We start from the raw sequence: 25,788 nt of genomic DNA, 5'->3' as shown, positions 1-25,788 counted from the left end.
GGAAATTTTACAAGTATAGTTCATGTTTTACAGAAAGGTTTTAGTGTTGGTTGTATTAGTGCTGAGTGCTATATATACCATTGGTAGTCCGTTGCCGCCAGCGGATACCTCACAGGTTAAGAGTATATTAAAGTCGTTAGAGTTAAAAGCGCTTGCTTCAAACATGCGTTCTTTTAATCAGCTCACTGTACCGCAGGGTAATACCACTGACCCAATAATAATTCCTACTCAAGTATTTGAAGATTCTACTGAATACCATCGTGCTAAGGCGTTGGAGTATCAGGAGGAAGTAACTCGAAAGCAATCTTTCATTACTACGCTTACGGATGTAGCCGGTCTTGAGCTTCCCGTTGCTTTACCTAGTGGCAACGGTGATCTGAACTATAACATCATAATAAGCCGTATGCGCGTTGATCCGCGCGGTGCCTATATAGAAGCGTATGTAGTACTCGAACTTCCACAGACAGGTGATAAGATAGCGTTCAGAGGCACCGATATACATATATCCAACGAAGGTGGGCTCGTTGGTGATGGCCGCCTCGAACTCATCGGTAGTTATCATTTAAGGCTGAACGAGAAGACACTTCTTACTTTACTTGGCAAAGGAAATACGTATGTAGAGTTCGGTTGTGATGGTTTTAAAAGCATGAGTATAGAAGCGCAGGTAGAGTTCTCGCGTGATCTATTTGTGCCGGAAGATGCGGATGGAAAAGTCAAACCTGCACCTGAACGTGTAGCAACGAAATTTCTGGTGAGTGCCAGAAACTGGAATGACTTATTGATAGGTGTAAACTTCCCTTCGTTTCAGGTAACGAGTCTTCCGGGCGTAGGCTTCAATGTAACCAATGCATTTCTTGACTTCAGTGATCTGGCTAATCCTCCCGGCATCATGTTTCCGAAAGGCTATACCTCTGCGTTTACAGCTACCGGAAACGAAAAATTATGGCAAGGATTCTATTTGAAAAATACAGAAATACGACTACCGAAATCATTCAAGGAAAATGGCAATGACAGGCGTTTAACATTCGGTGCAGAAGACTTGATCATTGACGAACAGGGATTGACCGGTGAAGTCTTCGTTGGAAATTTACTGACTGCCGGAGATATGAGCGGCTGGTCATATACTATAGATAAGCTGGGATTGGAGTTTGTCACCAACCAGGTTAAAGGCTTTGAGCTTGTCGGTAGGCTTTCTGTCCCGGTTATCAAATCGAAAGAAGGAAAGACAACACAGTTTGGATATATAGCACAGCGTGGAAGTGATGGTAATTATCTGTTTTCGGTAACCGTTGATTCCGAACTAAAATTCCCGTTGCTTTTTGCTGATCTGAATCTATATAAAGGTTCATCGGTGATTGTAAGAGAGGGCACTGATGAAAAAGGGAATAGTAAATTTTATCCTACCGTTATACTCAATGGACATCTCGGTATAAAGACGGTAAGTAGCGGGCCGAAGGCGAGTTTCACTGGAATAGGATTTCAGGGTTTGCGTATCAGTACAGAGGCACCCCACTTCGATATACAGGCGGTAAGTTTTGGTAAAGAAGGTGCACAGCAGTCAGCCTCTAAATATCCGCTTGTCATCAACAACATTTCACTTCGTAAAGATGGCTCGAACAAAATCGGTATAGGCTTCGATGTAACCATCAACATCGGAGGTAGTTCTTCCGATGAAGGTTTTGGTGGAACAGCCGGACTTGTTGTATGGGGTAAACGCGAAATCATAGAAGTTAAAAATGCGGAAGGCGCTGTTACCGGTACAGACGAAAGCAACTGGAAATTTGATAAAGTCGAAATCACCGGTATCGGTGTGCGTTTCGAAAAGGCAGGTGTAATCAAAATAGCCGGAGAGATACGGTTCTTTGAAGATGACCCTATATATGGCGATGGCTTCAAAGGTTCAATCTCCGGTAAAATTTCGATGATCACATTGAAAGTTGAAGCCTTGTTTGGGAAGACTCCCGAATTCCGTTACTGGTATGCCGATGGGTTAGTAGAATTTACAAATGGTATACCGCTGTTCCCCGGTTTCTCTGCCTATGGTTTTGGTGGTGGCTTCTATTCAAAAATGAAGCAGAGCACAGATGGCAACGGTAGCCCTATTGGCAGAAACGCGTCTGGTATAGTATATGTGCCGGATGAGAATACAATAGGTATAAAAGCACTGGTGAAGTTTGGTGCCACACCGAGTCGGGCACCTTACAACGGGGACGTTGGACTGGAAGTCGCACTCAATCGGCACGGTGGTATAAATTCCATTACGTTCACAGGAAATATAGTGATCATGTCGCCTGCCTTGCCGGGAGGTCTTGAAAAGATAAAAGAGCAGGCTATGGCTGTAGCCGGAGATAGTAAAGCTGCCAGTAAATTGCTTGCGCTCATCCAGGGACAAGTATCGGCTAATGTAAAAATCCTCTTTGACAATGTGAATGATGTACTCCATGCAAATATGGAGATGTATATAAATGTAGTAGGCGGTGTTATCAAAGGTATAGGGCCAAACAACCGAGCCGGTTGGGCCGTAATGCACTTCGCGAAAGATGAATGGTATGTATTGGTAGGTACACCAAACGACCCTGTAGGTATAGAACTTCTGTGGATGCTCAAAATGAAGAGCTACTTCATGGTAGGTAAAAACCTTCCGGGCAGTCCGCCACCACCGCGTCAGGTATCGGAGATATTGGGTATAGATGCTTCCGATCTTGACTATATGCGTGATCTGAACGCAGCCGAATCAGGTTTCGGTTTTGCATTCGGAATGGATTTCAGTTTTGATACCGGCAATCTTAAATTCCTGATGTTCTACGGAAGATTCGCTGCCGGTATAGGTACGGACTTCATGATCAAGAAGTATGCGAAGGAATATCATTGTGTTGGCTCCGATGAAACAATCGGTATCAATGGCTGGTTTGCCAACGGTCAGGCGTATGCCTATATCCAAGGGAAGATCGGTATAAAAGTAAAACTACGTTTCTATAAAGGTAACTATGATATACTGAGTATAGGCGCTGCCGCTATACTTCAAACCAAAGGCCCGAATCCTTTCTGGATGCGTGGTATAGTAGGAGGTCATTATAAAATATTAGGTGGTCTTGTTAAAGGTAATTGCAAGTTTGAATTTGAAATCGGTAAACAATGTACCGTTGTTGGTAACAGCAATCCGCTGGAAGATGTAGACATGATTGCGGGTGTAACACCGGCAAAAGATGAAAAAGGTGTGGATGTATTCAATGCACCACAGGCAGCTTTTAATATACCCATTGGTGAAGTATTTGAAATTACCGATCTGGAAAACCGCAAGCGTAGTTTCCGAGGCAAGCTGGTTGAGTTCTCGGTAAAAGATGGTACTAATGTTATTCAGGGTACAACACGGTGGAATGAAGACAATGACGTTGTTGTGCTTGATCCGGGAGATGTATTGCCTGGGAAAAAAGAGTTGAAGGTAATCGTAAAGATCACGTTTGAAGAAAAGGTTAATGGTGTATGGAAGACGGTACAGTTTGAAGGTAAAGATGTTGAGGAGAACGTAGAGACAACCTTCACAACAGGTGAAGCACCAGACTATATCCCGTCCTCGAATGTCAGTATATCGTATCCGCTGAAGGGACAATATAATTTCTATCCCAAAGAATATAATCAGGGTTTTATCCAATTGAAGAAAGGACAACCGGAACTGTTTACACCGGGTGCAGAGTGGTCGCAGAAACTTCACTTCACGGATGGTGATGCGCAAAGCTATGTAGAGACAGATGTGAGCTATAACGTTGCTGAAAAGAAAGTATACTTTACGATACCGGGAGGAATACAAACCGGCAAACTATACCACATGGAGATCCTGAACATTCCTTTGCAAAATCAGGTACTCGATGCCAACGTAACAAAAGTTGAAACCGAGCTTGCCGGAAGTGATGGACAATCAACGGTTACCACCAATAACATAGAGGGTAATCTGACACTGCGCGATGCCAAGACAATCTATACACTGACGTTGCGTACGAGTCAGTATAATACATTCAGTGAGAAAATGGCCGGTATAAAGCAGGCTCAAACCATGCGTGAGCAACTTCCTGAAGCAGGCGTCTTCCAATTGATTGCTCACCTGAATACACCGGAATGGCTGGACGAATACGAAGCAAACGGAGGAGATGGATTTGCAAATCTTGTACAGGGAGAAGCCATACTGGAGAATACAAATTGGTATAATAAGTATGTATACCCACTGGTATACGAAGGTTATCCGTTACGCGGCAATATGACGATTACCAACCGTGATGCGTCATTACTCGGTGTTCCACCAGTTCGCTCGGTATATATCGAACAGGCATCCTATTATCCTGTCCTGACAGAAAAGACCACAGAAGTTACAAACATCACTACAACGGGAGATTTGAAGTACGATGTAATGCGTCCGATGGTGGGTGATTATAGAGATATACAGCATCAGGTTGCCAACTATGTAGTGGATCACCCTGAGCGTGTAACGACACGATTCGGGACGCTTTTGACAAGTGGCTTTCCCTTTATCAAGTATGGTAAATATAGCGTCAGATTTAAATATGTTATACCCGGTGTGAACAAGGTTAGCAGTACGTTCGATATGGAGATGTTTAACGCTATACCGGACTAGACCAGTGAAGAGAAGAAGTATCATGAAGAAGATAGTATTTATAGCGATAGCAGGGCTGGCAGTTGTTTCGGGGCATGCTCAAAATGTAGTGAAGAAGTCTGCTGAAACCATTCAGGTGATTGCACGACCTTCTGCTGATTCAGTTGCTTTACGATGGGCACCTATTGGAACAGAGCAATGGTCGAAGGCCAACCGGAACGGATATACCATCGAACGATTTACACTGGTGCGTAATGGTAAAGTGGTTCAACCGGTAGAGCGTAAGCAGGTAGTAACTTCCATGAAGCCTTTACCGGAAGAACAATGGGAAAAGTTTATTGGTAACAAGTATGGTCTTGTAGCGGCACAGGCGCTCTATGGAGAAACCTTTGAAATGAATATCGATCCGGGTGATGTAATGCAGATTGTAAACAAAGCCAAGGAGAATGAGCAACGCTATTCCATCGCGATGTTTTGTGCCGACATGTCGCCTGCCGTGGCAAGGGCACTCGCTTTATATTGGAACGATAAACAAGTTGAGAAGAACGTAAAGTATTTATACCGCATCAGTGTATATGCAGGCACCGACACATTGAAGGGAAGCGTTTTTGTGAATACGGCTGATAAATATACCCTGCCTTCGGTCAGCGGTGTCACTGCTGAAAGTAAAAGCAATGTGGTAACACTACGCTGGAAGCACGCCGACTATGAGAGCTTTTATACAACGTATTCCCTTGAACGCTCTGAAGATGGGAAGTCTTTTATTCAAGTGACAGATATACCGGGTGTAACACTGAGCAAGCAAGGACAGGAGAGTAAATATCAATATGCAGTCGATACCGTTGCTTCGCTTGATAAAACTTATAGCTACCGTGTGCGTGGTATTACACCGTTTGGAGAGTATGGGCCTGTATCAAATATAGTTCAGATCAAAGGGAATAAAACTACAACCTCCAGTGTATTCATTACTTCGGCACTTAGCCTGGATAACAAAAGTATTGATGTGCAATGGGAGTTTCCTGTAGCCGAGAATGATGCATTAAAAGGATTTGAAGTAACCCGCGCACCGAAGGCTTCCGGTCCATACAAGACCATTCATAAAAGTATACTTCCGACTGCTGCAAGAGCATTCAAAGACACAAACCCGCAGCAATCCAATTACTATAAAATAAAAGCGAAGACGCAGGACGGAACTGAAATCAATTCCATGCCTTATCTGGCGATGCTTGTTGATAGTATACCACCTGCTATACCAGTGGGCATGCAAGGTAAGGTAGATGAATTTGGCAACGTACGTATTAGCTGGAAGCGCAACCTGGATGCTGATATACTTGGTTATCGCGTTTACAGAGCTTATTACCAAAGTGAGGAATTTGCGCTCATGACAGGTGAGGTATTAAAAGACACTACGTTTACTGATCGGGTAGAACTGAAAAGCCTGAATGAAAAGATTCACTATCAGATCATGGCCATTGACAGAAATCAGAATCACTCTGCACTGTCAGCAATACTAAGCCTTGCACTTCCTGATAAAGTACCACCGGTGTCACCGGTATGGTTGCCTATAAAGTCAACAAAGGAAGGTGTTGTACTTACATGGGAGCCAAGTGGTAGTCAGGATGTAGTGAGGTATGAAGTATACCGGAAAGGCGATCAGGGACAATGGATACGACTTGTAACAAAGCCAAGTACAAATGATTCGACCTATACCTATACCGATCAGAGTTTAAGTAACAACACTACTCAATACTATACAGTTGTAGCCGTAGATGAAGCTAACCTAGAATCACCTCCAACACCGGCTGTGTCAGGTTTTAAACTGCCCGGTCTAAAACCTGAGGTCACCATAAATCCTGCGGTAGTAGATCGTGAGGGTAGAAAGATTACGTTGACATGGTCGTATGATGACAGCAATGCTATATCATACAGGGTATATAGAAAAATCAATGATGGAGACGTAATGCTATACCGAACAGCAAAGGAAAAACAATTCGTTGATGTGGGAATGAACGCAGGCACTAAATACATCTATAGCATTATGGTCGTGTTTAAGGATGGTAGTCATTCGAAATTGAGTAAGGAAGTTGAAATAGTTTTTTAGAGCATTGAAAGTTTAACTATGAAGATGAAATTTTACTTGACAATATTACTTTGTGTATTAGGGTTTTACTCGTTTTCGCAAACCACGTCCTATTACATACTCATGAACTATCTTCCTAACACCGGGAACGCAAGTTGTGGAAATCTTTATAATAAACACACGCGCATGCGGGCTACCATCAGTTCATCAGACGGCAGTAACCCTGTTGCTTTTACGGCTGATGTTTTGGCTAACACAAAGGTGAATCTGCCAACTTCTTTGAATGGGTATAAAATAACAGGTAATATAGAAACGGAAACTGGCGGGGTGTGGACATCCTGTACTTCGTTTACTTACTCAGGAACGGCATCATTGGGTTCAAATAATTCATTGCCGTTGTGGGGAAGTTTTATCTATTGTTGGTCGCCCGTAGAAAAGCAATCATTCGCTATATCGGGCGGTGATTATGGTGATTACCTTACCATTTCGAAAATTAAATATACCAATCCACCATCTACATGGCTGGTTAGTATGAATAGTATTGATTGGGTAACCCTCACTATGCCTGCTCCTAAAAATGGATATATACCTGAAACCGGCTCTGTGGGACCTTACTATTTAATAGACAGAGACATGCTTAGAAATGTACTAGGCTCAACCTTTTATGGCAAGCCGATTTACTTTCGTTCAAAATATTCAAATGACTGTTTTAGTAATAATACATCTGATCCTACAACAAGTCCTTTCGTTTTTGCATTGAAGCCAACGGTTACATTGACTTCTTATGAGGATGCCAGGTGTAAAGGAGAATCCTCAGGCACAGCCACACTAAATATACAGCATCCCGATGTTGATCGTTTTATTATTACCTGTAAAAATCTGGATAACTCTGCTTACGATTTTCAGATACCGGCAGCATCTCGGGGTGATAATGTTGTTTCAGGACTGCGAGCTGGCAGCTGGCAATTTATTGTTGAAAATAATAACTCTGTTAACGCAAGTGACTATGGAGCCGCTTATGAAACCTTCAACCATACAGTACGCGAACCTGCATTACCGCTTAGGGCCTCAACGGTTTCCAAGAAATATGGAAGCTTTGATGTAAGCTGTAATGGAGGCTCTAATGGGGAGATTACAGCATCGGCCATAGGTGGAAACGGTACGTATACCTACACGTGGTCACATGATGCAGCGTTGACATCAGCCACAGCTTCAGGACTAAAAGCCGGAACCTATACGGTTACCGCAACGGACTATAAAGGCTGTGTCAACAGCACTTCGATTACACTGCTTGAACCAACCAAACTCACAGCATCGCTAACGTCTACCGGAGGCAAAGGAGCATACCAAGTGAGTTGCTGGGATAAAAGCGATGGAGCATTGCTCGCTTCTGGTAGTGGTGGAGCTTCAGGCTATACCTATACATGGTCAACAGGAGCTACAGGCAATACTATATCCGGACTATCGGTTAACAGCTATACTGTTACCGTAAAAGATGCAAATACTTGTACGGCCCAATCATCGGTAACACTAACCGCTCCACCCAAGATTGATTTTTCAATCAATGAACTGGCATCGCTTACCTGTCCAAATGATCATACGGCTATATTGGAAGCAAAACCTGTAGCATCAACAATTATTGGCACAGCGCATTACGACTGGTCTACAGGTGAAACAATTTCTACTATAGAGGATAAAGGAGCAGGAACGTATTCGGTTAAAGTCTCCGATGATCAGGGATGTAGTACCACGAAATCTAAAACACTTGTTGATCCGCCTGCTAATACAGTTTCTATATCGCCTCTATCAAACTATAACGGAAGCTATATTAAATGTAATGGTGATAGCAATGGTTCGCTGGCCGCTATTGTGAAAGATGAAAACAACAATACGATTACGGCACAGAATTATTCATGGACAGTGGGCTCCACAACGGTTGGTGATGGAGCAACTCTTTCTTCGGTAAGTGATTTGAATGAAGGGCAGTATAAAGTTGTTATCACCTATCGTAATCAATGTAAGGCAGAAGCAACATACTTTCTTTCTGACCCGGAACCGGTTACTGTAGCGGTGTCCACTGCAAGTAATTACAACGGACAGCCTATCAGTTGCTATAACATGACGGATGGAAAACTTCATGCTATTGCTTCCGGAGGGACAGGAACACTGACATTCTCATGGAACACAGGCGCAACCGGTTCCTTGCTTACGAATATAGGAGCAGGTTTCTATACTGTTACGATAAAGGATGTTAATGGCTGTATAGGCACACAAACACAGCAGCTTCAGAATCCAGAACCCGTGCAGGCGGTAATAACTGATGTGTCAGATTATTCGGGCTACGGCATCTCTTGTTACGGATCAAGTGACGGGTATATATTAGCAGAAGGAACCGGAGGCACGGGTGTATATACTTATAGCTGGTCTAACGGAAACACATCTATGTCTATTAATAAACTGGTGGCCGATGTTTACACCGTTACGGTTTCTGATAATAATGCCTGTAAGCAATCGATTAGTCAGACGATCACTTCGCCACCTACTCTTTCATTATCAGTTGCCAATCAGAAAAATGTTTCGTGCTTTGACGGAAACGATGGTGCGATAGAATTAAAATCATCAGGGGGCGTTGGCAACTATACCTATTCGAATGATAGCAAAACAACATGGCAAGCAGGAAATACTTTTAACAGTCTGAAACAAGGAAGTTATACGATCTATTTGCAGGACGCGAATGGCTGCGAAAAAAATATAGCTGCAACACTTACGCAGCCAACCAAGATCAGTATTTCATTCACCAATATACAACCGGCATTTTGTAGCAATCCTACTGGTACGGCAACGGCTGTGGTAACGGGAGGTACTACAGGATACACCTATAGCTGGCAAGACTCAAAGTCTAGTGAGGTGGATACGGATGCAATTTTGTCAAATGTAAAGAGTGGGATTTATACACTAGTTGTTCAGGATAAGAATGCCTGTCCGATGACCAATAGTGTCGCCATAACCAGTAATGATGGTGCTAAGTCAACGTATACCGCTACTGCTGCCAAGTGTTTTGATTCATTTGATGGTAGTGCATCAATTGTAATAACAGAAGGCGATGGACCTTTTGTTACTGAATGGCCGGATGGCCAAAGTTCTTTGCAAGGTATAAATCTTGGCAAAGGAACGTATAATGTACTCATCACGGATAGCCATAACTGCACCGTAGTGCAGGCAGTAGATATACCGGCTCCCGATGCGCTTCAACTGGCAGTGAAAAGTGCGACAATCCCAACCTGCAATGGAGTATGTGATGGACAACTGACATTGGAAGCAACGGGTGGCGTTGGAGGATATATATACGAATGGAACAACAAAGCAGGTGAAGCACAGCCACAGCTTTGTGCGGCAGTTTATCCGGTGGTATTGAAAGATGCCAATGGATGTATACTGACGCAAGATGTAGAATTGAAACATCCCGACCCTATACAAATAACAGTGGTCAGTGCAACATTGCCAACTTGTAAGGATGGATGTGATGGTTCGTTGGAAGTAACTGCCAATGGCGGTAATGGTGGCTATAATTATATATGGTCGGTTGGCGGTAACTCAGCCATCAAAACGAATCTGTGCCCCGGTGTTTATACTGTTTCCGTAGAGGATGCGAAAGGCTGCAAAGGAGAAAATACTGTTACCCTGAATAATACTCCTGAATTGCTGCTCAACCTCGGTGGTGGCGTTACGCTTTGTGTTGGACAAAGATATACTCTTGATGCAGGTGCCGGATGGAATAGCATTGCCTGGGGAAGCAGCGCAGGATTGTCTAGTGTGGATCAGAAGGTAACGGTAAACGAAGCAGGGCGATACTGGGTAGAAGTACTAAGCGATAAAGGATGTGTAGCACAAGATACATTCCTGCTTGAAACATCGTATGATCTACTGAAAGCTGCCTTCCTGATGCAAAGTCAGGCTGCCGTTGGCGATACCGTTGTAATGATTGATGTATCGTGGCCACTGCCGGAAACTATAGAATGGAATTATCCGCTCGAAATGACCAAGCTATTGGATAATGGAGATGTAGTATATGGACAGTATAAAAACACAGGTGTTTATGAAGTAACACTTGGCTCGCATCTCGGAGAATGCTACGACCAAATCAGTAAGACCATTACCATTATTGAAGGTGAGGAAGATACTGAAGGTGGAAGACTTGGCTATGAAGAATCTGTAAAGCAGTTTACACTATATCCCAATCCAAATAATGGCTCTTTTCATGTTGGCGTAGAATTGATTCGTGAAATGCCGATTACCGTTAGTGTGTGGCATTCGCCTACAGGTATACTGATCAAACAAGTTCAGAAGAGTGGTGATAAGCAATATGAGATATACTTTGATTTAAAGCCTTTAACTTCTGGGACTTATGTACTTCGGTTGGATTATGAAAATGGAAAGAAGTATATACGGTTTGTAGTGAATTAGTATATGAAGAAGATAGCCTATACACCTGAATTACTGGCTCAACTGGCCGTGATAAAAAAGACGGCAACTCAACTATCGCGACTGGAGGAAGATAAACCTAACGAACAACTGATTGCTGAGATTGACGTGGTAAAAGATATACTAGATATGACCAAACAGCTAGTCCAGAACCATTTTGTTAAATAAATAGCTATAATATAAATATAGCACTTGCTGCATGGTTTTGATTAACTTAGGCTTACCTGTAATTTCTGTTCGAACACTATGCCCCTAACTTTAAATTGGAAAAAATGATCAATTTATATATCGATACTTGCTGTTTTGTTGACCTACTGACGGAGAAGAGAGCCGTTCGGTTGATCGACAATCTGCAATTTTGGGTTTCCAATGAACGCATCAAATTGTTTACACACGAGGTTATACTAAAAGAATGGGAGGTGCATAAAGAAAAGCAGCGACAAAATTTTAAGATTTCGCAACATACAAGGTATAAGCAAGCTCGGGAGGTTATGCGTGAGGTAAACTTTTATGTGCCCGAGGATTTACAACCAACAACTGATTCTATTGATAGGGTGATCAATAGAATCGATAGTTTACTTATGAGCGCTCACATTTTTAAAACCGCTGATTCGATAAAGATAAAGTGTGCTGATCGTTCAGTTGAGAGAAAGGCACCATTCCACAACAAGGTTTACAGTACAAAAGATGCATACATTATATTCTCTGCTATTGAGCATTTTGTAACTATAAATGAGTCATTTACTTTCGTATCAGCAAATACAAGTGACTTTGGCGACCCTGATAATATTGATCGCAAAATTCATCCTCAAATTATAGCGGATTATCCTGGAATTGGTCTTGATTACTATTCAAACTTAGGGCAAGCAACAACTTATTTTCTGACGAAGATTGATATTTCATTTGTATCTGAAGAAGTATCTGATTCTAGTAATCAAACTGATAGACAGCGAATTCTTATTGATAGAGAGAAGCCAATAATTGACCAGTTATTAGAATACTTGAATTTCATGCATCAGGATATTGAGTTTGTACCACCGCGCATCTTGATGGAGCATTACCCATTTATAGGCAATAATGGAATTGTATACTACTCGGTTTTCAATTTAAAGACTAGCAACAAACTTTTGGTTGATGAACTGTCCAAAGTTAAGTTTTCAGAAGATGGCAGGTTGCTTGAAAACTTACAAGAGGAGTTTCCCGATATAGAGGAAGCTGATAAGAAGGTGAAGGAGATTTTTAAATATTTGACACGTGATCTAATATTTTACCTTTCCTATACAAGTGGTACTAAGAAAGTTCCCGTTCGATATTTTGACGAAAATGAGTGTCATTGTCCTATTTGCGAATTTCGAGGTCTAAATTTTGTTAAAGCATTTGCACAACTTAATGTAGAACCTAAAAATATAGGCGAATCTACAACCCTTGCGTATGCTCATTATCGAATAGGGAATTATTTTTTAGCGGCTAATATATCAGAGCTTGCCCTCAATGTAGCGCGTGAAAAGAATTTAGCAACAACTGATTTTATCCTTAACTACAATCTTTCCAAATTAAGTATATTCCTTGCTAACAACTATTTAAGGAACAAAGAAATACAATCTCTTGCAGAGAGATTATCAAAGACTGATCTCTTGTTTATTTCTCGTAAATGCGATAGACCAAATAACAAAGAGTTATTGGATTATATTCGAGGCATTACCTTCTATACAGAAGCAAAGGAGAAGATTTTTGAACTTCATTATAAGATTCTTGAACAATACTATGAGAGTCTACGGGGTGCTTGGAGTTCGAACTCTTATGTATGGACGTTGAAAAGTCACTACGTAGAGATATTAAGTTTCATCAATGACAATCGGATTATATACGATCGCTTTAATGAATTTTATCTTCTTTCAGATCGAGTATTCGAAGCAATGTTAGCATCGCACGCCATTAGTGATGAGAGTGGAAGTAAGTTAGATGCATTTGATGAATGGACCATGCACCAAATGATACTTTATGGTAGTGCAGACAAACTCAATAAGTATTTTTCTCGATATAGAATAAAAGAAATACGTTATGACAGAGGGAAACATCGCATCACCTTCTTAGGTTTATTGGATAATCTACTTACCGACCAATCGAGCCTTCGAGAGTCTTTCTCGAAACATTGTGAGAAAGACAATAGGGCATTTTGGGATTATTATGAAAGGATATTTTGCAACGCAATTGTTTTATTCTCGAAGGTTGCTCTGGATAACGATTTAAAAAACGAAATATGTGCAAGGATCGTAAAGTTTCTTGCTGATGAGGACTTCATTCATGAAATAAATACGAGATATATACCTATACTCTTAAATCGAGTTGGGAAATGCATTAAAACAGATACGTTGATCAGTTTCTTTTGGGTAACCTTGAGAAAACAAAAGTATACAAATGAATCATGCATAGAGCAGATTTGTGAGTTGTTGAATTCAAGAAATGAAAAGTTAAAGCTATCGACAAGTGAGTTTAATGAAGTAGTTGGCTCTTTAGTTAAGCGAGATGCTCAACAAAATGTAATATCTGTTGTGGAGAAGTCTTTGCTAGTCGTTTATACTTCGATCGAAAGTGAGTTTTTTAAAGAAGCCATTAGAGAAATTGTACAGGTATATTTAAGTAAGAAGTTTAATTTTAGGCTGTTTTACTTTGCCTCAATCTTTGATGTAATCAAATTTGAATCCATTGATTTCAATGTAATTTTAAAAAGTGCTATTCCGCATGATGGTCGAAAGGAAATTAAATACATCTTCGGCAGACGTGGTGATAGATACGAAGATATTAATGATTTGATAAATCTATGTTTTAAAAATAAGGTAGATACCTCATCTTCTACCTATGAACCGATAAGGAATCTAGGTGAATACTACAGGTGGTTACTTAACATGGATAGTTTTGATTACTCGAAATTTGAGCCAGAATGGATTGGTGAGTACCAAACTAAATTTTATTTTAAACAAATTGCCAATTCTGTAAGGACAAAGGAATTTCTTGAATCCTTTTTATCTAATAATTCTAACGAGGAAATTGAAAAGCTTTACTATTCTATTTTTATAAGAAGGAAGTGGGAAAAATAAATTGTTGGAGTTTCACAGTTCGCATTGCAGAAGATTAAGTCCTAAAAATTTTCCTTTTAAATTGGACTTAATTGGGTACAGATAACTCTTGCATTGTTAATGAGCTATATTTAATCTGAGGCAGTTAAATTCCCGGACGTATGTGCTTCGGTTGATTATGAGAATGGGAAGAAGTATATACGGTTTGTGGGCTATTGAGGTATGTGGTGCTCCAAAGGGGGAATTCTCGATAGTGAGTTTTTACTTTGCGCTTTTCAAGGCTACTTATTTGTTAGTCGATTGTGTATCACTTCGTCTATGTTTCTTGCTTCTCAAATCACTTACCTTCCAAAGTTCATAATGTAACTGATAAAGAATCTTGAATGCTAAACTTCCATTTTTCATTATCTCAGTCCACGGAGTGCCAAACTTCCATTTGATATGAAACCACCCCAAATTCATGTCATAATTTCTTTGGTGCGATTCGAGATCCAAATTGTTGATCTCATGTAAAAAATAGTTTCTTAGAAGTCTGAATAAATTGCTTTTCTTATTATTAAAATACTGTGTTTCTTTAGAACCCATGACGGCATTCTCTACAAAACTAAAGTCTCCATAATTCGAAAGTTCTAATACTGAGCGCCAGAATCCGTCATTCATATTTTTAAAATTTTCCGGATATGAAATATAGGATTGCAAGTATATAACTTCTCTGTCAATGCCGAATTCAAATGTGTGATTGGTCTTTTTGGATTCAAGGATTAAGGTTTGTCCATAAGCATTCATATAAAATTTTGAGTTATCCCAAGTATCTTTGAATTTATTATATTCAAAAAATGGTCTTGCTAAACTCATTAGTAAATTATTTGTCCCATAGATTATTTTAATACCCTCGTCCTCCGAAAAGTCGCCTGGATTAAATGTAAGCCTTAGGTAGGATTGAAACAGTGAGTCTAATTCGTTCCTACTTGTCGAATGTTTTTTTACTAGCTCTTCTATGTCCATAATATAGTTGCGACATTGGTATTGTATGACATTCGCATTTTGTTAGCAACAGTTTGTTGGTCCCTATGTCATTTTCACTCTTTATATTTGATAAACCCAATGTTCTGTTCTTTTAACGTGTTTTGATATTTATCGTCAGGACATAACACGTAATAACTTCCAGGTAAATACTCTTTATAGTGCCTAATTTGTCTAATCAACTCTCCCAAAGAGGCTATCTCAGTTTTCGCTTCAACATAGACTACGCTTTGCTGATGTTGAAAATCGATTTCTATTTTTCCCTTAATATCACTTAACCATTTGTCCCCGTGTCGCTCATCTGCAAAGCCCCCAGCATAAGGGTGATGAATTTGAAAATGTATGGCCATGTCGAGGAAGCCTACCGTATACTTTGAACTGTTGCTGTTGGGGTTGTTTGAATGGGTTGTTACAGGTAACTCCCAAACCTTTGAAATTATCGAAACCTTTGGTCGTGGCGGCAAGGACTCAAATGATGTCCAAGATTCGAGGTAGTTAACTTTACTCTTTTCTCTCTCCAGGTCTTCAAGAATTTGAATTTCCTTTTCTTTTGTTAAAGCGTCAAATGGCGATTTTGAATCTTTTGCGTTTTCTATTCTTTTCTCTAATGACTTAATGATCTCTCGTCGGTCTTCGATTACCTTGTCTTTCTTAGTAATCGCATATTTTAAGAGGTCATTATAGTCTACATCAGTCAGATGTTTAAAAAATATATCATTAAAAATACTCTCAGCATTTTTATCCAGCCATAACATCATGTCATCATGCTTTGGTTTTTTTAAGTCCTCATCTTGAAAACCCAATTTCTGTTGTAGTGTATTTGGTTTCTTAGTTTTCATCTGCCCAAAATGTTTTTAGTATCGTAGAAGATTAATTAATTTATTCTTTAAAGTAATTATTCGCTCCAATGTCTTTATCAATCGCAGTTTGTTTTCATTATGCCGTTGTACTTCTTTACGAATACTTTTTCTCCAGCCCAATAGCATTAAAAGGATTGCTATAGGAAATATAAACGTTGCTATAATTATTGCTGCAAGCGCCATAGACTTAAAGTAAATAAAAAGTAACAACCAATCAATAAGAAAGCATGAATGTCACCGAATAGTCTAAAAAGCTTTTCATCATACTTCATAAAAGTCCATGTACAAAGAAATACAGTACTTCCGAGAAATAACAGTAGAACTGTTGCCACCAGGAATGTATAGTCGTCCGTCTTTACTTCAGAAAAGACGGATTCGTAGAAATAATAAAGCCCCATACCAAAGTAAAATATACCTTCATAAAAGGATGTTATTGTGCTGGACGGCCCTTTAGAAATTGAACATTCCATTATTAAAATTGTGATACCTAACCAGCCTAGCCACGAAAGTATTGGCTTTACCGTTCTATTTGCAATGATCTTTCTAAAAAAATCTGTTAAGAACACGATCTGGAAAAGACTGAGTATTGTGTATACCCACCAATTAGATATACTGTTAATTCGAAGTATATATGCTAGTATTTCGGCAACTAACCATATTGCGAGAAGATAAATAATGTGCTTACAAGCTACAGGTAAACGCTTATATAGTATCAAACCAGCAATAAGCGGTAGCACCACTGAAAAGGATGCCACCGCCACAAGATCAACTATCATTGATCTTTTCCGCAATAAGGCGGGCAAGGTTGGCCCTTGTTCGCGGCTGTTTCGTAAAGAATTACAGATGTTTCACTGAGGCCAACAGCCATAACAGTATTCGTGTCATCATCATACTCTCCCATATATATAGCTACTTTATCAGTGGCAGGGTTGTCGAGGATATGCTTAAAAATTTCTTTGTCAAAAATCACAGCTTGTGTTTTACCTGGATTTTTGTCGTCAAATTTCTTGCGCATTTTTTGAAATTCCTGCTTTGAAATTGAATTACCTGGTTTGTCCTTTTCCATTATGTTCGTTTTAAAGTTTGAATGAATAATTCGAGTTTAGTATATATCTCTTCGCGATTGTAAAATTCATATATGCCTAAAGCATCTATGGAATCTTCTGATCGATTAATCAATAGAGCTTGCTCAGTGAAATCGATGGCCATCATTAAATCAGGATTGGAGACACTACTTACATCACGAAGCATTCTTTTAATAAGAGAATGACTCAGTGGATACAAGTGAATAAGCCTTGAGTCCTTTGCATTGGCTTTATTAAACTGTTCTTGAAGGAATTTGAAAAAGAGATCAACATCCGAAGGACGACTGTCCAGAAAACGAGCCTTGATTGCTTCAAGGCGATCAATGTAATTACCCATAAAACGACTTTACCAATGACACTTTCAGTCAACTTGATTGATACAACTAATTAACAATTTGCTTATTTCAGTTTAGATAACATGGGCTCCTAAATAAACTGAAATATGTTCAACCAATATAATGCTTTATTTTTAGTTTGATTCTTCAGCTTTTGATTTTATTTCCGCTTTCAGGCGTGCAATTTCAGCTCGTAACTCTAAGATCAATTCACTTTTTGTTTGTACCAATTCTTCCAGTTTATCGACTAGCTTCTGAAGTTCAATTGGTCTGGCCTTATCTACATCATTCTTAGGTATAACGGGCATGGTATTCTCTTCCACGATCTTAGGGCCGTATCCTAAAAGAATAAAAACCGGGTTGCCATGAAACTCAAAAAATACCTTTGAAAGAAGCTCAATTGTAATGTCGCGCTTGCCTTTACGTATCTGACTTAATGACTGGGGTAGATAATCAAGACGATGGCAAAACTCTTTCATGTTCTCCACGCGGCCAAGTTCAATGAGTTCGTCCATGACCTCTATGAATCGTCTTGAAACTATATTTTGTTGAAAAGGCTTCGCCACTTGTTATTTAATTATTTGCGCATTATAATTGCTTACTTGTAAGCAAAATAGTTAGCGTGTTCCATTGTATGGAACACTAAATGTATGAAAAGTTTAGAGACAATAACAAACGAGGCTTCTCCTAAGGACTACTATGTTGTTGCCCAGATTGCTGATTGTTCTCCTAAAAATGTGAAGATGGTAATTCAGGGCAAGCGGGGAGACAACTTTAACATCCAATTAATTTTTTCCGGTCTGCTGGATGCAAAGGCAGAACTAGAGAGAAAGTACCGAAAAAGTAAGAAACAGAAGATAGATTGAGGGGGAGCCCACGGATGCGCGGGAGGTATAGCTGCTGAGCTTGCTTCCCGTTGCATCTATGAATCATTGAGTAAAGTTATTATGAATAGAACATATATATCGATATGTGATTATAAGAATGATCAACATCTTATTAATGTACTTGAACTATATTCTATCCAGCCCACTATAATTCGGCTACAGGTTTTAAAAACAATACTTGTTTTTTCTGATGATGAGTTTACCGGTAATGATATTCTGACCGAGCTTCAGAAGGTATATCCTGAATTTCAAAACCATACACTTTTTTCAGCTTTAATAGCTTTTAGTCGCAAAGGACTTATTGCAAAGAGACCTGAGCGAAAGAACAAACCGGGAAGGCCGAGTCTAGTGTTTTCAGTGCCGCTACTTGTTTTGAGTCTATTTGGAAAATAACAAGGTATTAAGGAATTAAAACGTTTCGTTGTAATGGATATGAAAGTTGTTTGGAATGAATGGTATGCTACGTTGACAGCAATGCAGTTTTCCACCTGTATGGTTTTGTTTGTATATGCCCATACTCACGGAAATAAAAGCACACAGGCGAAAAAACTTATCATGCTATATCTGGCCTTGCAATGGTCAATGTGGCTGCTTATCAATCTTAGTTTTATACATGTAATAGAGATTGACAAGACAATTTGGGAGAGTATTGAATCATTAACGAGGTTGGTATTCCTAATAGTGTTTTACTATATGGAAGCACCAAAGGCTAGATGTATACCTACTTTAATTATATTGTTTCCGCTTCTTGTGTTATTGTCCTTTTTTATCATCTGGAATGCCAACGACTTTAGTATAAATTTCGCCCTACGGGTATTATCTGGCGGTATTGGGTTGGCATTGAGTTTAATATTTATAAAACACTTGCATCGGGAATTAGCTGTAATTAGCCTAAAGGGTTATTACTTATTCTGGATTAATACTGCTTTTTTTCTTCGTAGCGGAGGAATAATTTGGTTTGCCCTGCTTGTGGGTTTATTTACACCTACCAGAACCATTGATGCCACATTTTTGGATATTTTTTTTAGTGTTCTGGGTGTAGGAGAATATTTAGTTTTATTATTGGGCATCGTAAAACTTAAATCAAAAAGGCGCTATACATAGTCATGAGCAACATTGTCATTGACGAGGTTTATTACCTCGATAGAAAAATTCCTGTTAAAGTTCTGAAAGCTTTAAATCGTTCGCGAACCGTTTTTAAGGTAGAAACACCACAAGGTTCGATTGAAACCGTTGAAGCTGATCGTTTACATATTGAACCCAACCTGCTTGATTTAGTTCTACAAAAGAATTAATATTTTATAACAGCCAGTAAACGCATGCATAATAAACGTATTTGTACTTTTGCCATGCTTACAACAGGTAGGCAGGTTAGAAGGCCGATAAGTCCAGACGGGATTTATCGGCCTTTGTTATTTATTTCAATAGAGTGACTGTCCTACTCGCTATCTGCTACCGAATTTATATAGTATTTCCCCTCATGCTTCGGATACGCTGGGTCCGATCCATGCCAAAAATCCATTCTTACATTATTGAAAATCTCCATTACCACTTCTGAATGCTCTGCATGTGTTTTAAGCATATTTATAACTCTCATTGTATAGTCGAAAAAATCTTCTGGTGTAGCATCTGTTATAGCCTGTTCTACATTGTCTATATCTGGCAATATATCTCTGTACTTATCAAATGTATCGGCTAGCTTTTTAAATATAGTGTTAAAGACATAGTCAGGGGATAATTGGCTTTGATGATCCATAACAGTGAAGTTTGTACAAAGATACGATGTTCCACGGTGAACATGTGACCATATTATACCTTTGTGGCCATATCATTCCTTTGTGGCCAAATAAATACTTTGTGGTCTAAAAAATCTATTGTGGTCAACTTTCATCCATTGTGACCATATCTCGGTACTCGCGCTTGGGAGCTCTCGTATGTTTACATCATGAACACAACGACAACAAATTATCATGCAGGAAGTAATTGGATTGCATTTCTGTTTGGCGCAGTCTTCAATGTGTTGCCGCACATTGATCTCACCTTTCTTATAGACTATATATTACAAGCTATAGTCGGAGGTTTAATCTGCTTGGGCTTCAAAATACTTGGCGATATACTCAGTCCACTCTGGCTAAAGCAAAAACAGAAGGTGCGCAATTTTACACGCGCTCGCAAAATCCGAATATCCAAACGCAGAAGTCATGATAAAGGGTAGACATATAGTATATGGTGCTGGCGCACTGGCCACACTATACGGAGTGAGTTACTTTCTAAAGCTCAGCCGATTCTCACAGGAATTAGAAACCGTGACAAAAGCATCGATTCATAAAGTAACGCTGCAAGGTATAGAGTTACAAGTTGACGTAACACTGAAGAATCCAAGCGGAGGAAGCGTACGAGTAAAACAACCTTTTGTGAAGATGATATATAACGACAATACACTGGCATCATCACAAATGCAAAATGTAGATATAGAAGTTCCAAAATTCAGTGAAGTAATCATGGAGCCTATAAAGATAAATATAGGATTTATGACACTGGCCACGAAAGTGCCGGCACTGCTAAAGGAGTATAGGGATAAAGGGCAGATAAGCTTGCTCGTAAAAACGATCACGACTATCAACGATAAACTGCCCTATACAAAAACGGACAACATCACATTGGGTAGCGGCAAGAAGGCTTGAATGTAAGAGGGGAATGATTAGAGGGGACAAAGGTAAAGAGGAATGGAGTCGAACGAGAGAAGAAGGATAAAGAGTGGACGGGAGTTCGACCACCTCTTTCCCAAGCCAACGGGTAAAGATCATCGGGTAAAGAAAAGTGCGGATGTAAAAGATACGCTAAATCTCATTCGGCAGACTGTACCTATGACACTGTGGCAAACCGAAAGTATAGCGAAAGAGCTAAAGGGAAAAACCCTTCGCGACACGTGCGAAAATATATGGCATTTTGTATATGATCATATACGGTATAAAAGAGATAAAGATGGAGTTGAACAGATACGCAGCCCAAGGCGAACATGGTATGAACGCGACACGGGTGTTGACTGCGACTGCTATAGCGAGTTTATCAGTTCTATACTTCTCAATCTTGGTATACCACATTCGTTCCGAATCACCAAGTACCCGAAAGAACCTCCCGAGGCACCAACGTGGCAGCATATATACCCGATTGTTGCGGCCACCGGAAACTTGAGAGGAACACTATCGGGACGCGATGACTATATCGTGATGGACTGTGTGAAAGACGCCTTTGATGATGAACAACCATTTTTAGAATGTAAAGACTACGATATGAGATTGGACTATTTGGACGGCATTGATGATAACGACAATGCTACAGAGCAAGAGGATTATTCAGAGGTCGAAATGGAACTCATGGGGCCTGGTTACCGGGAGCCGGAGACCGTTGATCTGGCAGATATAGCCTCGGTATATGATGGCGAAGAAATGGGTAACATTTTTAAGAAGATTGGCAAAGCTGTAAAGAAAGTAGCCGATGTACACAAGAAGATCATTACCAAGAGTATAAACGTTCAGAAAAACATTGTAAAAAAAGTAGCTGAAGGACATAAGAAAGTTTTAAAAGCGGTAGCCAAGAAAGGCGTACACTTTATAAACCGGTTTACCAATCCGGGTACCATACTTCTTCGGAACGGATTTCTGCTGGGCGTGAAGCTAAATATATTCAACATCGGAGGACGAGTGCGATACGCCTATCTGACGGATGCTCAGGCAATGGAACGTGGTATCAATATGGACACACTCGCTAAGGTTCGTAAAATCAAGGACAAAGCAGAAAAGATATACTACGATGCGGGTGGCAATAAAAGCAACTTCAAGAAGGCAGTTTTAAAGGGCAAGGGTAACAAGAAGCACAACCCTGTACCACTCAATGGTCTTGGAGGATTTGATGATACTATATATGCGGATGAGCAGGAGTATCGCATTCTTCACGGGGACGGTAATAATTTAAACGGCCTTGGTGAAATAGCAACCGGTGCTGCTATAGTAGCCGCGCTCGGTGTACTGAAGGCAGTTGCCGGTGCCTTTAAAAGCGTAAAGGGAATGTTTAAGAAAGGCGGATCGGAAGAAGCAAGTTTCCAAAGTGAAACCGACAACGCTGCAAGTGTAGATGAAGCGAAATCTCAAGGAACTATAGCGGAAAGTGAAGATGAAGTAAGAACGGATGATGATGGAGGTGAAGTATCACCCTCGGCGGATGACAACTTCTCCTGGATAACCGATGCTGCCTCTACGGTATCAAAGGCCGCTACAGCAGTTACTCCTTTAATACAAGCCGCGCGATCAGGCGCACAAACACAAGATCAAAATGAAACAACTAATCAAGGAGAAGATACTGCCAGCTATTATACGCCTGCTGGAACAGCAGTACCAGATTTATATACCGCCCCCGGAGGGAATTCAACTGGCATTGAAAAGACAACTCAAAATCTTCCGGCTGTTAAGCCAACGAACGAAAAAGGTATTGTACAGAAGACTACTGCCTGGATTAAAGACAACCCTGGCAAATCAGTAGCGATCGGAGCTGCTATAGCAGGAAGTGGCTATTTGCTCGTGCGTTCACTGGGGGAAAAGAAATATACTTCCAGTCAAGGTATGAGTGGTATACCACATCAACGTAAAAAGTCCAAGCACAAAAAGAAGCGGAGCGCTAAAAAGCGAAGCAAGATCAAAGCACACACAACAGCACAGAAAATAAAATTCACAAAACTCTTATGACAATGAGAAGGAAAAAGCAAAAGCGCAAAAGTAGAAGGAGCAGAAAGCAGGGAGGTTTGCAAGGTATAACGCAAAGCGTTAGTGGCAGCAAACTGTGGGGCACTACAAAGGAAGGAGTATTTCAGATAGTTGCAGCATTTGGAGGCGTCATATTGGGAGCGGCAGTCGGTAAACATTCGCTCTTGCTCGGTATACCTGTGACGGTGGCCGGTCGCTATATCAATAACGATTATATAGCAGCAGCCGGTCTGGGCATGACGGTGAGCAATGGATTTCAGAATGCTACGAAACCTCTATCTGGCGCCGATGGTGTTGATGGCTTTGACATGAAGCAAATCGCACAAGATGCCAAGGATAGAGTTGGTAAATTCTTCGACAACTTCAAGGAGAAGCTATATATACCGGCTACTGATGCAAGTAGTGGCGAAGCAACCAATGGTTTGGGCGAGGGTGATAACGTAAGGTACTTCGTTAATCCCATGAATGCGAAGGAACTCGATCTCTCTGAATTGGACAGGATTGAACAACAGGTCATCGCCATGAATAAGGGCACAAGCGGACTCGATGATATAGACCGCGAGTTTTAAGAATGATAATCACGCACTAATAAAGAAGCACACACATACATTTTTTAACAATAACAATTTTAAACAAAAGAATATGCTAGGAGCATTAGGACAACTCATGGAGAGTGAGTACACGAATCCCGCAGAGTTGCTGGGATTGAATGGAGAAATGGATGAGGCGTTAATGGGATATCTGAATGCCCTCAATCCGGTGGCACGCGCACGTGCTGTGAGTAAACTTACCAAACGTCATATACCTTCACAGGGGTCACGTGCAGAGTTTGAGAAATTCTTTGTTGAGTTGCCCAAGCACATCAAGGAACAATTAGGAGAAGGTAAACTTCGTCTGGCCGATCACCTGATATATAGTATCAAGCCGGTAAAGGGCGCCAAGACAATCAAGATGTTTGAAAGTCAGGATGTGAAGGAAGTAGGCTTACGTAACATCAGCAATGCGAAGCTTCCCAAGAACATGGCCCTACTGGTATCCGGTATAATCCTGATGCAAGGCAAAGCAGCCTCACAGGATTCAGAGGCAATCAAAGTAACAAGCTTTGATACTATAGATAGTGTTCCAGCTTTTGCCAACGGAGAGTTTAAACTCAAAGCCAACAAGAAACAACTGGTGAGTGATACTTCGAACCGCAGTTTTATCACTGATGGATTCTCACAAGTACCGAAAGGGTTTTACAAGCTTGCCAACCCACGCCTCATTCAGGATGATATTGATATTGAGTTTGAGATTGAACTTGGTACAGTATCTGGAGTCGATCCGAATGCGGTGATCTATATAGGGCTTGTTGGAACGGCAACTATACCTTAGCCGATATGCGGTTCGTACAGAGAATGTTCTCATTCCTGGTGGAGACTGAGGGACAATTGGTGAGCAAGAAGTTTGATCTGGACAAGAACGTAAAGATTGTGCATGGCATTTTATTTAGTTCAAACAGAAAGAGCTTGTTGTTTCACCGCGGTTCCCAACGTGTCGAGATCAGTGGTGAAGAAGTAATCGCCGAAAATTTTGAAAGCTGTCTTTTCATGAGTGGTCTAGCCGTAGCTCCCAACGAAAAGTTCAAAACATTTGGTGAGCAGGAAGGTAAGCAGGCAGACAACGGAATACCAGCCGGTAATGGAGAGGTAAAGATTCAGTATAAAGATACTGCTAACCCGGATGCCGAGTTTGCTCCCTACCAGGTGAATATGTATCTGCAATGTGAAATGAAATAAAATAAGGTTATGATCGTAACACAAATAAAGCGCAAAACAGTCGTGACAATGGTCAGTATCCAGAAGCAGGAAAGATTCAGACCTATAGACATCCGTATACCATCGAACGCTGTGAGTATTACTGGAGTGCTCGTTACATGTTCAGCAAATTGGAGTAACTGCGGAACGGTGACCTTACAAGCGGGTGATGGCACGGATATATTTCATAAAGCATATATAGGCGGGTACACTACAGATATATCAGACGATGCCATCATGGGGCTAAAAGATTTATCTTTTCATAAACCCTGGATCACTGGTAGAGTCCCAGAACTTCAACAAACAGATATAGCCGGAGATAATGTATTTATCCGTGCATGGTTTAAGGGTGCCGATTTTCAAGCACCCTTTACCATCCGCATATACTTGCAGTATGAAGGCGCTGAAGAGTTTGTAGGGATAGAGCCAACACGCCCTCGTAATGAAGAGAATGAGCCGAAATCATTCATTCTATGACGGAAAGTTATATACTTCATTATGCACCGCTGCGCGTAAAAGAGCTCGGATATACCCGGCACATGCTGCGCTATCGCGACCTGGTGATTGATGGAGAGAATATAGTAAATATACCGGCATACAATGAGTTGTTCTTCATCGTGGATGATCCGCCCGGACTCATAGTTGAATCCGACTATGGTATGTACGATTCCACAGATGATCCTCTGCCTGATAACGTGCATGAACATCGCGGAGAAATCACCATACATAATCCGGGTACGGGCAAACGGAAGATAAAATTCATACAGGTAATTATCGTGAGCTAAAGAGAATTGAAAGAA

The 25,788-nt window shown here is 40.5% G+C and carries 23 protein-coding genes; 16 read left to right on the top strand and 7 right to left on the bottom strand.

All coding sequences use genetic code 11. The features are described from left to right. The first annotated feature begins 22 nt into the window (after positions 1–22). The 5 genes from B5Y40_RS04230 to B5Y40_RS04210 all read left to right on the top strand — a co-directional run bounded on the left by B5Y40_RS04230 (position 23) and on the right by B5Y40_RS04210 (position 14,266). A complete protein-coding gene (locus tag B5Y40_RS04230) occupies positions 23–4,627 on the top strand; it encodes a hypothetical protein (RefSeq protein WP_079685449.1) in 4,605 nt (1,534 codons plus the stop codon). Between the two features lie 22 nt (positions 4,628–4,649). Then, on the top strand, positions 4,650–6,707 hold the full coding sequence (locus tag B5Y40_RS04225) for a fibronectin type III domain-containing protein (protein WP_079685448.1): 2,058 nt from the start codon (positions 4,650–4,652) through the stop codon (positions 6,705–6,707). Between the two features lie 102 nt (positions 6,708–6,809). Continuing rightward, positions 6,810–11,150, top strand: a complete 4,341-nt coding sequence (locus tag B5Y40_RS04220; protein WP_221408868.1) for a T9SS type A sorting domain-containing protein — start codon at positions 6,810–6,812, stop codon at positions 11,148–11,150. Positions 11,151–11,153: 3 nt separating this feature from the next. Further along, the gene (locus tag B5Y40_RS04215; protein WP_079685446.1) at positions 11,154–11,336 is read left to right on the top strand and encodes a hypothetical protein; all 183 of its coding nucleotides are present in this window, start codon (positions 11,154–11,156) and stop codon (positions 11,334–11,336) included. 104 nt (positions 11,337–11,440) lie between these two features. After that, the gene (locus B5Y40_RS04210) at positions 11,441–14,266 is read left to right on the top strand and encodes a PIN domain-containing protein (RefSeq protein WP_079685445.1); all 2,826 of its coding nucleotides are present in this window, start codon (positions 11,441–11,443) and stop codon (positions 14,264–14,266) included. Positions 14,267–14,530: 264 nt separating this feature from the next. Here B5Y40_RS04210 and B5Y40_RS04205 read toward each other — a convergent pair whose 3' ends face one another. From B5Y40_RS04205 to B5Y40_RS04175, 6 genes are all read right to left on the bottom strand, one after another. Then, positions 14,531–15,250, bottom strand: a complete 720-nt coding sequence (locus B5Y40_RS04205; RefSeq protein WP_143785602.1) for a hypothetical protein — start codon at positions 15,248–15,250, stop codon at positions 14,531–14,533. A 74-nt stretch (positions 15,251–15,324) separates the two neighbouring features. Further along, the gene (locus B5Y40_RS04200) at positions 15,325–16,107 is read right to left on the bottom strand and encodes a hypothetical protein (RefSeq protein WP_079685443.1); all 783 of its coding nucleotides are present in this window, start codon (positions 16,105–16,107) and stop codon (positions 15,325–15,327) included. Between the two features lie 185 nt (positions 16,108–16,292). After that, entirely contained in the window at positions 16,293–16,598 is a 306-nt protein-coding gene (locus B5Y40_RS29310; RefSeq protein WP_143785601.1) for a hypothetical protein, read from the bottom strand. Between the two features lie 302 nt (positions 16,599–16,900). After that, entirely contained in the window at positions 16,901–17,194 is a 294-nt protein-coding gene (locus B5Y40_RS04185; RefSeq protein WP_079685440.1) for a hypothetical protein, read from the bottom strand. Continuing rightward, positions 17,194–17,550, bottom strand: coding sequence for a RasGAP domain-containing protein (locus B5Y40_RS04180; RefSeq protein WP_079685439.1), 357 nt, complete (start codon positions 17,548–17,550; stop codon positions 17,194–17,196). Before B5Y40_RS04180 ends, B5Y40_RS04185 begins: the two co-directional genes overlap by 1 nt. Positions 17,551–17,682: 132 nt before the next feature. After that, a complete protein-coding gene (locus tag B5Y40_RS04175; RefSeq protein ID WP_143785600.1) occupies positions 17,683–18,114 on the bottom strand; it encodes a hypothetical protein in 432 nt (143 codons plus the stop codon). Positions 18,115–18,198: 84 nt separating this feature from the next. Between B5Y40_RS04175 and B5Y40_RS04170 the strand changes: the two genes are divergently transcribed. From B5Y40_RS04170 to B5Y40_RS04155, 3 genes are all read left to right on the top strand, one after another. After that, positions 18,199–18,414, top strand: a complete 216-nt coding sequence (locus B5Y40_RS04170; RefSeq protein ID WP_079685437.1) for a hypothetical protein — start codon at positions 18,199–18,201, stop codon at positions 18,412–18,414. A gap of 447 nt (positions 18,415–18,861) precedes the next feature. Then, positions 18,862–19,539, top strand: coding sequence for a hypothetical protein (locus B5Y40_RS04160; RefSeq protein WP_079685435.1), 678 nt, complete (start codon positions 18,862–18,864; stop codon positions 19,537–19,539). A gap of 2 nt (positions 19,540–19,541) precedes the next feature. Further along, the gene (locus tag B5Y40_RS04155; RefSeq protein WP_079685434.1) at positions 19,542–19,730 is read left to right on the top strand and encodes a hypothetical protein; all 189 of its coding nucleotides are present in this window, start codon (positions 19,542–19,544) and stop codon (positions 19,728–19,730) included. Positions 19,731–19,873: 143 nt separating this feature from the next. Here the strand turns inward: B5Y40_RS04155 and B5Y40_RS04150 are convergent, their stop codons facing one another. Further along, positions 19,874–20,191, bottom strand: a complete 318-nt coding sequence (locus B5Y40_RS04150; RefSeq protein WP_079685433.1) for a hypothetical protein — start codon at positions 20,189–20,191, stop codon at positions 19,874–19,876. Between the two features lie 189 nt (positions 20,192–20,380). Between B5Y40_RS04150 and B5Y40_RS04145 the strand changes: the two genes are divergently transcribed. The 8 genes from B5Y40_RS04145 (at position 20,381) to B5Y40_RS04110 (ending at position 25,773) form a co-directional block, all read left to right on the top strand. Then, on the top strand, positions 20,381–20,650 hold the full coding sequence (locus B5Y40_RS04145) for a hypothetical protein (RefSeq protein WP_079685432.1): 270 nt from the start codon (positions 20,381–20,383) through the stop codon (positions 20,648–20,650). Then, the gene (locus B5Y40_RS04140) at positions 20,637–21,119 is read left to right on the top strand and encodes a hypothetical protein (RefSeq protein ID WP_079685431.1); all 483 of its coding nucleotides are present in this window, start codon (positions 20,637–20,639) and stop codon (positions 21,117–21,119) included. Before B5Y40_RS04145 ends, B5Y40_RS04140 begins: the two co-directional genes overlap by 14 nt. Positions 21,120–21,161: 42 nt before the next feature. Beyond that, the gene (locus tag B5Y40_RS04135) at positions 21,162–23,177 is read left to right on the top strand and encodes a transglutaminase-like domain-containing protein (RefSeq protein WP_079685430.1); all 2,016 of its coding nucleotides are present in this window, start codon (positions 21,162–21,164) and stop codon (positions 23,175–23,177) included. 2 nt (positions 23,178–23,179) lie between these two features. Next, positions 23,180–23,764, top strand: a complete 585-nt coding sequence (locus B5Y40_RS04130; protein ID WP_079685429.1) for a hypothetical protein — start codon at positions 23,180–23,182, stop codon at positions 23,762–23,764. A gap of 73 nt (positions 23,765–23,837) precedes the next feature. Beyond that, positions 23,838–24,566 (top strand): hypothetical protein, encoded by a 729-nt coding sequence (locus B5Y40_RS04125; protein WP_079685428.1) that lies wholly within the window; start codon positions 23,838–23,840, stop codon positions 24,564–24,566. Between the two features lie 5 nt (positions 24,567–24,571). Continuing rightward, entirely contained in the window at positions 24,572–24,970 is a 399-nt protein-coding gene (locus tag B5Y40_RS04120) for a hypothetical protein (RefSeq protein WP_143785599.1), read from the top strand. 48 nt (positions 24,971–25,018) lie between these two features. Next, the gene (locus B5Y40_RS04115; protein ID WP_143785598.1) at positions 25,019–25,465 is read left to right on the top strand and encodes a hypothetical protein; all 447 of its coding nucleotides are present in this window, start codon (positions 25,019–25,021) and stop codon (positions 25,463–25,465) included. Continuing rightward, positions 25,462–25,773 carry a hypothetical protein gene (locus B5Y40_RS04110; RefSeq protein WP_079685425.1) on the top strand — a complete coding sequence of 104 codons (312 nt, stop codon included), beginning with the start codon at positions 25,462–25,464 and terminating at the stop codon, positions 25,771–25,773. Before B5Y40_RS04115 ends, B5Y40_RS04110 begins: the two co-directional genes overlap by 4 nt. Positions 25,774–25,788: the final 15 nt, after the last annotated feature.

Source organism: Ohtaekwangia koreensis (assembly GCF_900167975.1).
GTDB lineage: Bacteria > Bacteroidota > Bacteroidia > Cytophagales > Cyclobacteriaceae > Ohtaekwangia > Ohtaekwangia koreensis.
This window is presented reverse-complemented; position numbering and strand designations above follow the sequence as displayed.

What these genes read in the sequence shown, in the direction of transcription:
- B5Y40_RS04170 (WP_079685437.1), top strand. Translation starts at nt 18,199, where the DNA reads ATGAAAAGTTTAGAGACAATAACAAACGAGGCTTCTCCTAAGGACTAC.
- B5Y40_RS04140 (WP_079685431.1), top strand. Translation starts at nt 20,637, where the DNA reads ATGATAAAGGGTAGACATATAGTATATGGTGCTGGCGCACTGGCCACA.
- B5Y40_RS04120 (WP_143785599.1), top strand. Translation starts at nt 24,572, where the DNA reads ATGCGGTTCGTACAGAGAATGTTCTCATTCCTGGTGGAGACTGAGGGA.
- B5Y40_RS04180 (WP_079685439.1), bottom strand. Translation starts at nt 17,550, where the DNA reads ATGGGTAATTACATTGATCGCCTTGAAGCAATCAAGGCTCGTTTTCTG.
- B5Y40_RS04155 (WP_079685434.1), top strand. Translation starts at nt 19,542, where the DNA reads ATGAGCAACATTGTCATTGACGAGGTTTATTACCTCGATAGAAAAATT.
- B5Y40_RS04215 (WP_079685446.1), top strand. Translation starts at nt 11,154, where the DNA reads ATGAAGAAGATAGCCTATACACCTGAATTACTGGCTCAACTGGCCGTG.
- B5Y40_RS04205 (WP_143785602.1), bottom strand. Translation starts at nt 15,250, where the DNA reads ATGGACATAGAAGAGCTAGTAAAAAAACATTCGACAAGTAGGAACGAA.
- B5Y40_RS04130 (WP_079685429.1), top strand. Translation starts at nt 23,180, where the DNA reads ATGAGAAGGAAAAAGCAAAAGCGCAAAAGTAGAAGGAGCAGAAAGCAG.
- B5Y40_RS29310 (WP_143785601.1), bottom strand. Translation starts at nt 16,598, where the DNA reads ATGGAATGTTCAATTTCTAAAGGGCCGTCCAGCACAATAACATCCTTT.
- B5Y40_RS04210 (WP_079685445.1), top strand. Translation starts at nt 11,441, where the DNA reads ATGATCAATTTATATATCGATACTTGCTGTTTTGTTGACCTACTGACG.
- B5Y40_RS04200 (WP_079685443.1), bottom strand. Translation starts at nt 16,107, where the DNA reads ATGAAAACTAAGAAACCAAATACACTACAACAGAAATTGGGTTTTCAA.
- B5Y40_RS04160 (WP_079685435.1), top strand. Translation starts at nt 18,862, where the DNA reads ATGGATATGAAAGTTGTTTGGAATGAATGGTATGCTACGTTGACAGCA.
- B5Y40_RS04220 (WP_221408868.1), top strand. Translation starts at nt 6,810, where the DNA reads ATGAACTATCTTCCTAACACCGGGAACGCAAGTTGTGGAAATCTTTAT.
- B5Y40_RS04225 (WP_079685448.1), top strand. Translation starts at nt 4,650, where the DNA reads ATGAAGAAGATAGTATTTATAGCGATAGCAGGGCTGGCAGTTGTTTCG.
- B5Y40_RS04125 (WP_079685428.1), top strand. Translation starts at nt 23,838, where the DNA reads ATGCTAGGAGCATTAGGACAACTCATGGAGAGTGAGTACACGAATCCC.
- B5Y40_RS04135 (WP_079685430.1), top strand. Translation starts at nt 21,162, where the DNA reads ATGGAGTCGAACGAGAGAAGAAGGATAAAGAGTGGACGGGAGTTCGAC.
- B5Y40_RS04115 (WP_143785598.1), top strand. Translation starts at nt 25,019, where the DNA reads ATGGTCAGTATCCAGAAGCAGGAAAGATTCAGACCTATAGACATCCGT.
- B5Y40_RS04150 (WP_079685433.1), bottom strand. Translation starts at nt 20,191, where the DNA reads ATGGATCATCAAAGCCAATTATCCCCTGACTATGTCTTTAACACTATA.
- B5Y40_RS04230 (WP_079685449.1), top strand. Translation starts at nt 23, where the DNA reads ATGTTTTACAGAAAGGTTTTAGTGTTGGTTGTATTAGTGCTGAGTGCT.
- B5Y40_RS04185 (WP_079685440.1), bottom strand. Translation starts at nt 17,194, where the DNA reads ATGGAAAAGGACAAACCAGGTAATTCAATTTCAAAGCAGGAATTTCAA.
- B5Y40_RS04110 (WP_079685425.1), top strand. Translation starts at nt 25,462, where the DNA reads ATGACGGAAAGTTATATACTTCATTATGCACCGCTGCGCGTAAAAGAG.
- B5Y40_RS04145 (WP_079685432.1), top strand. Translation starts at nt 20,381, where the DNA reads ATGAACACAACGACAACAAATTATCATGCAGGAAGTAATTGGATTGCA.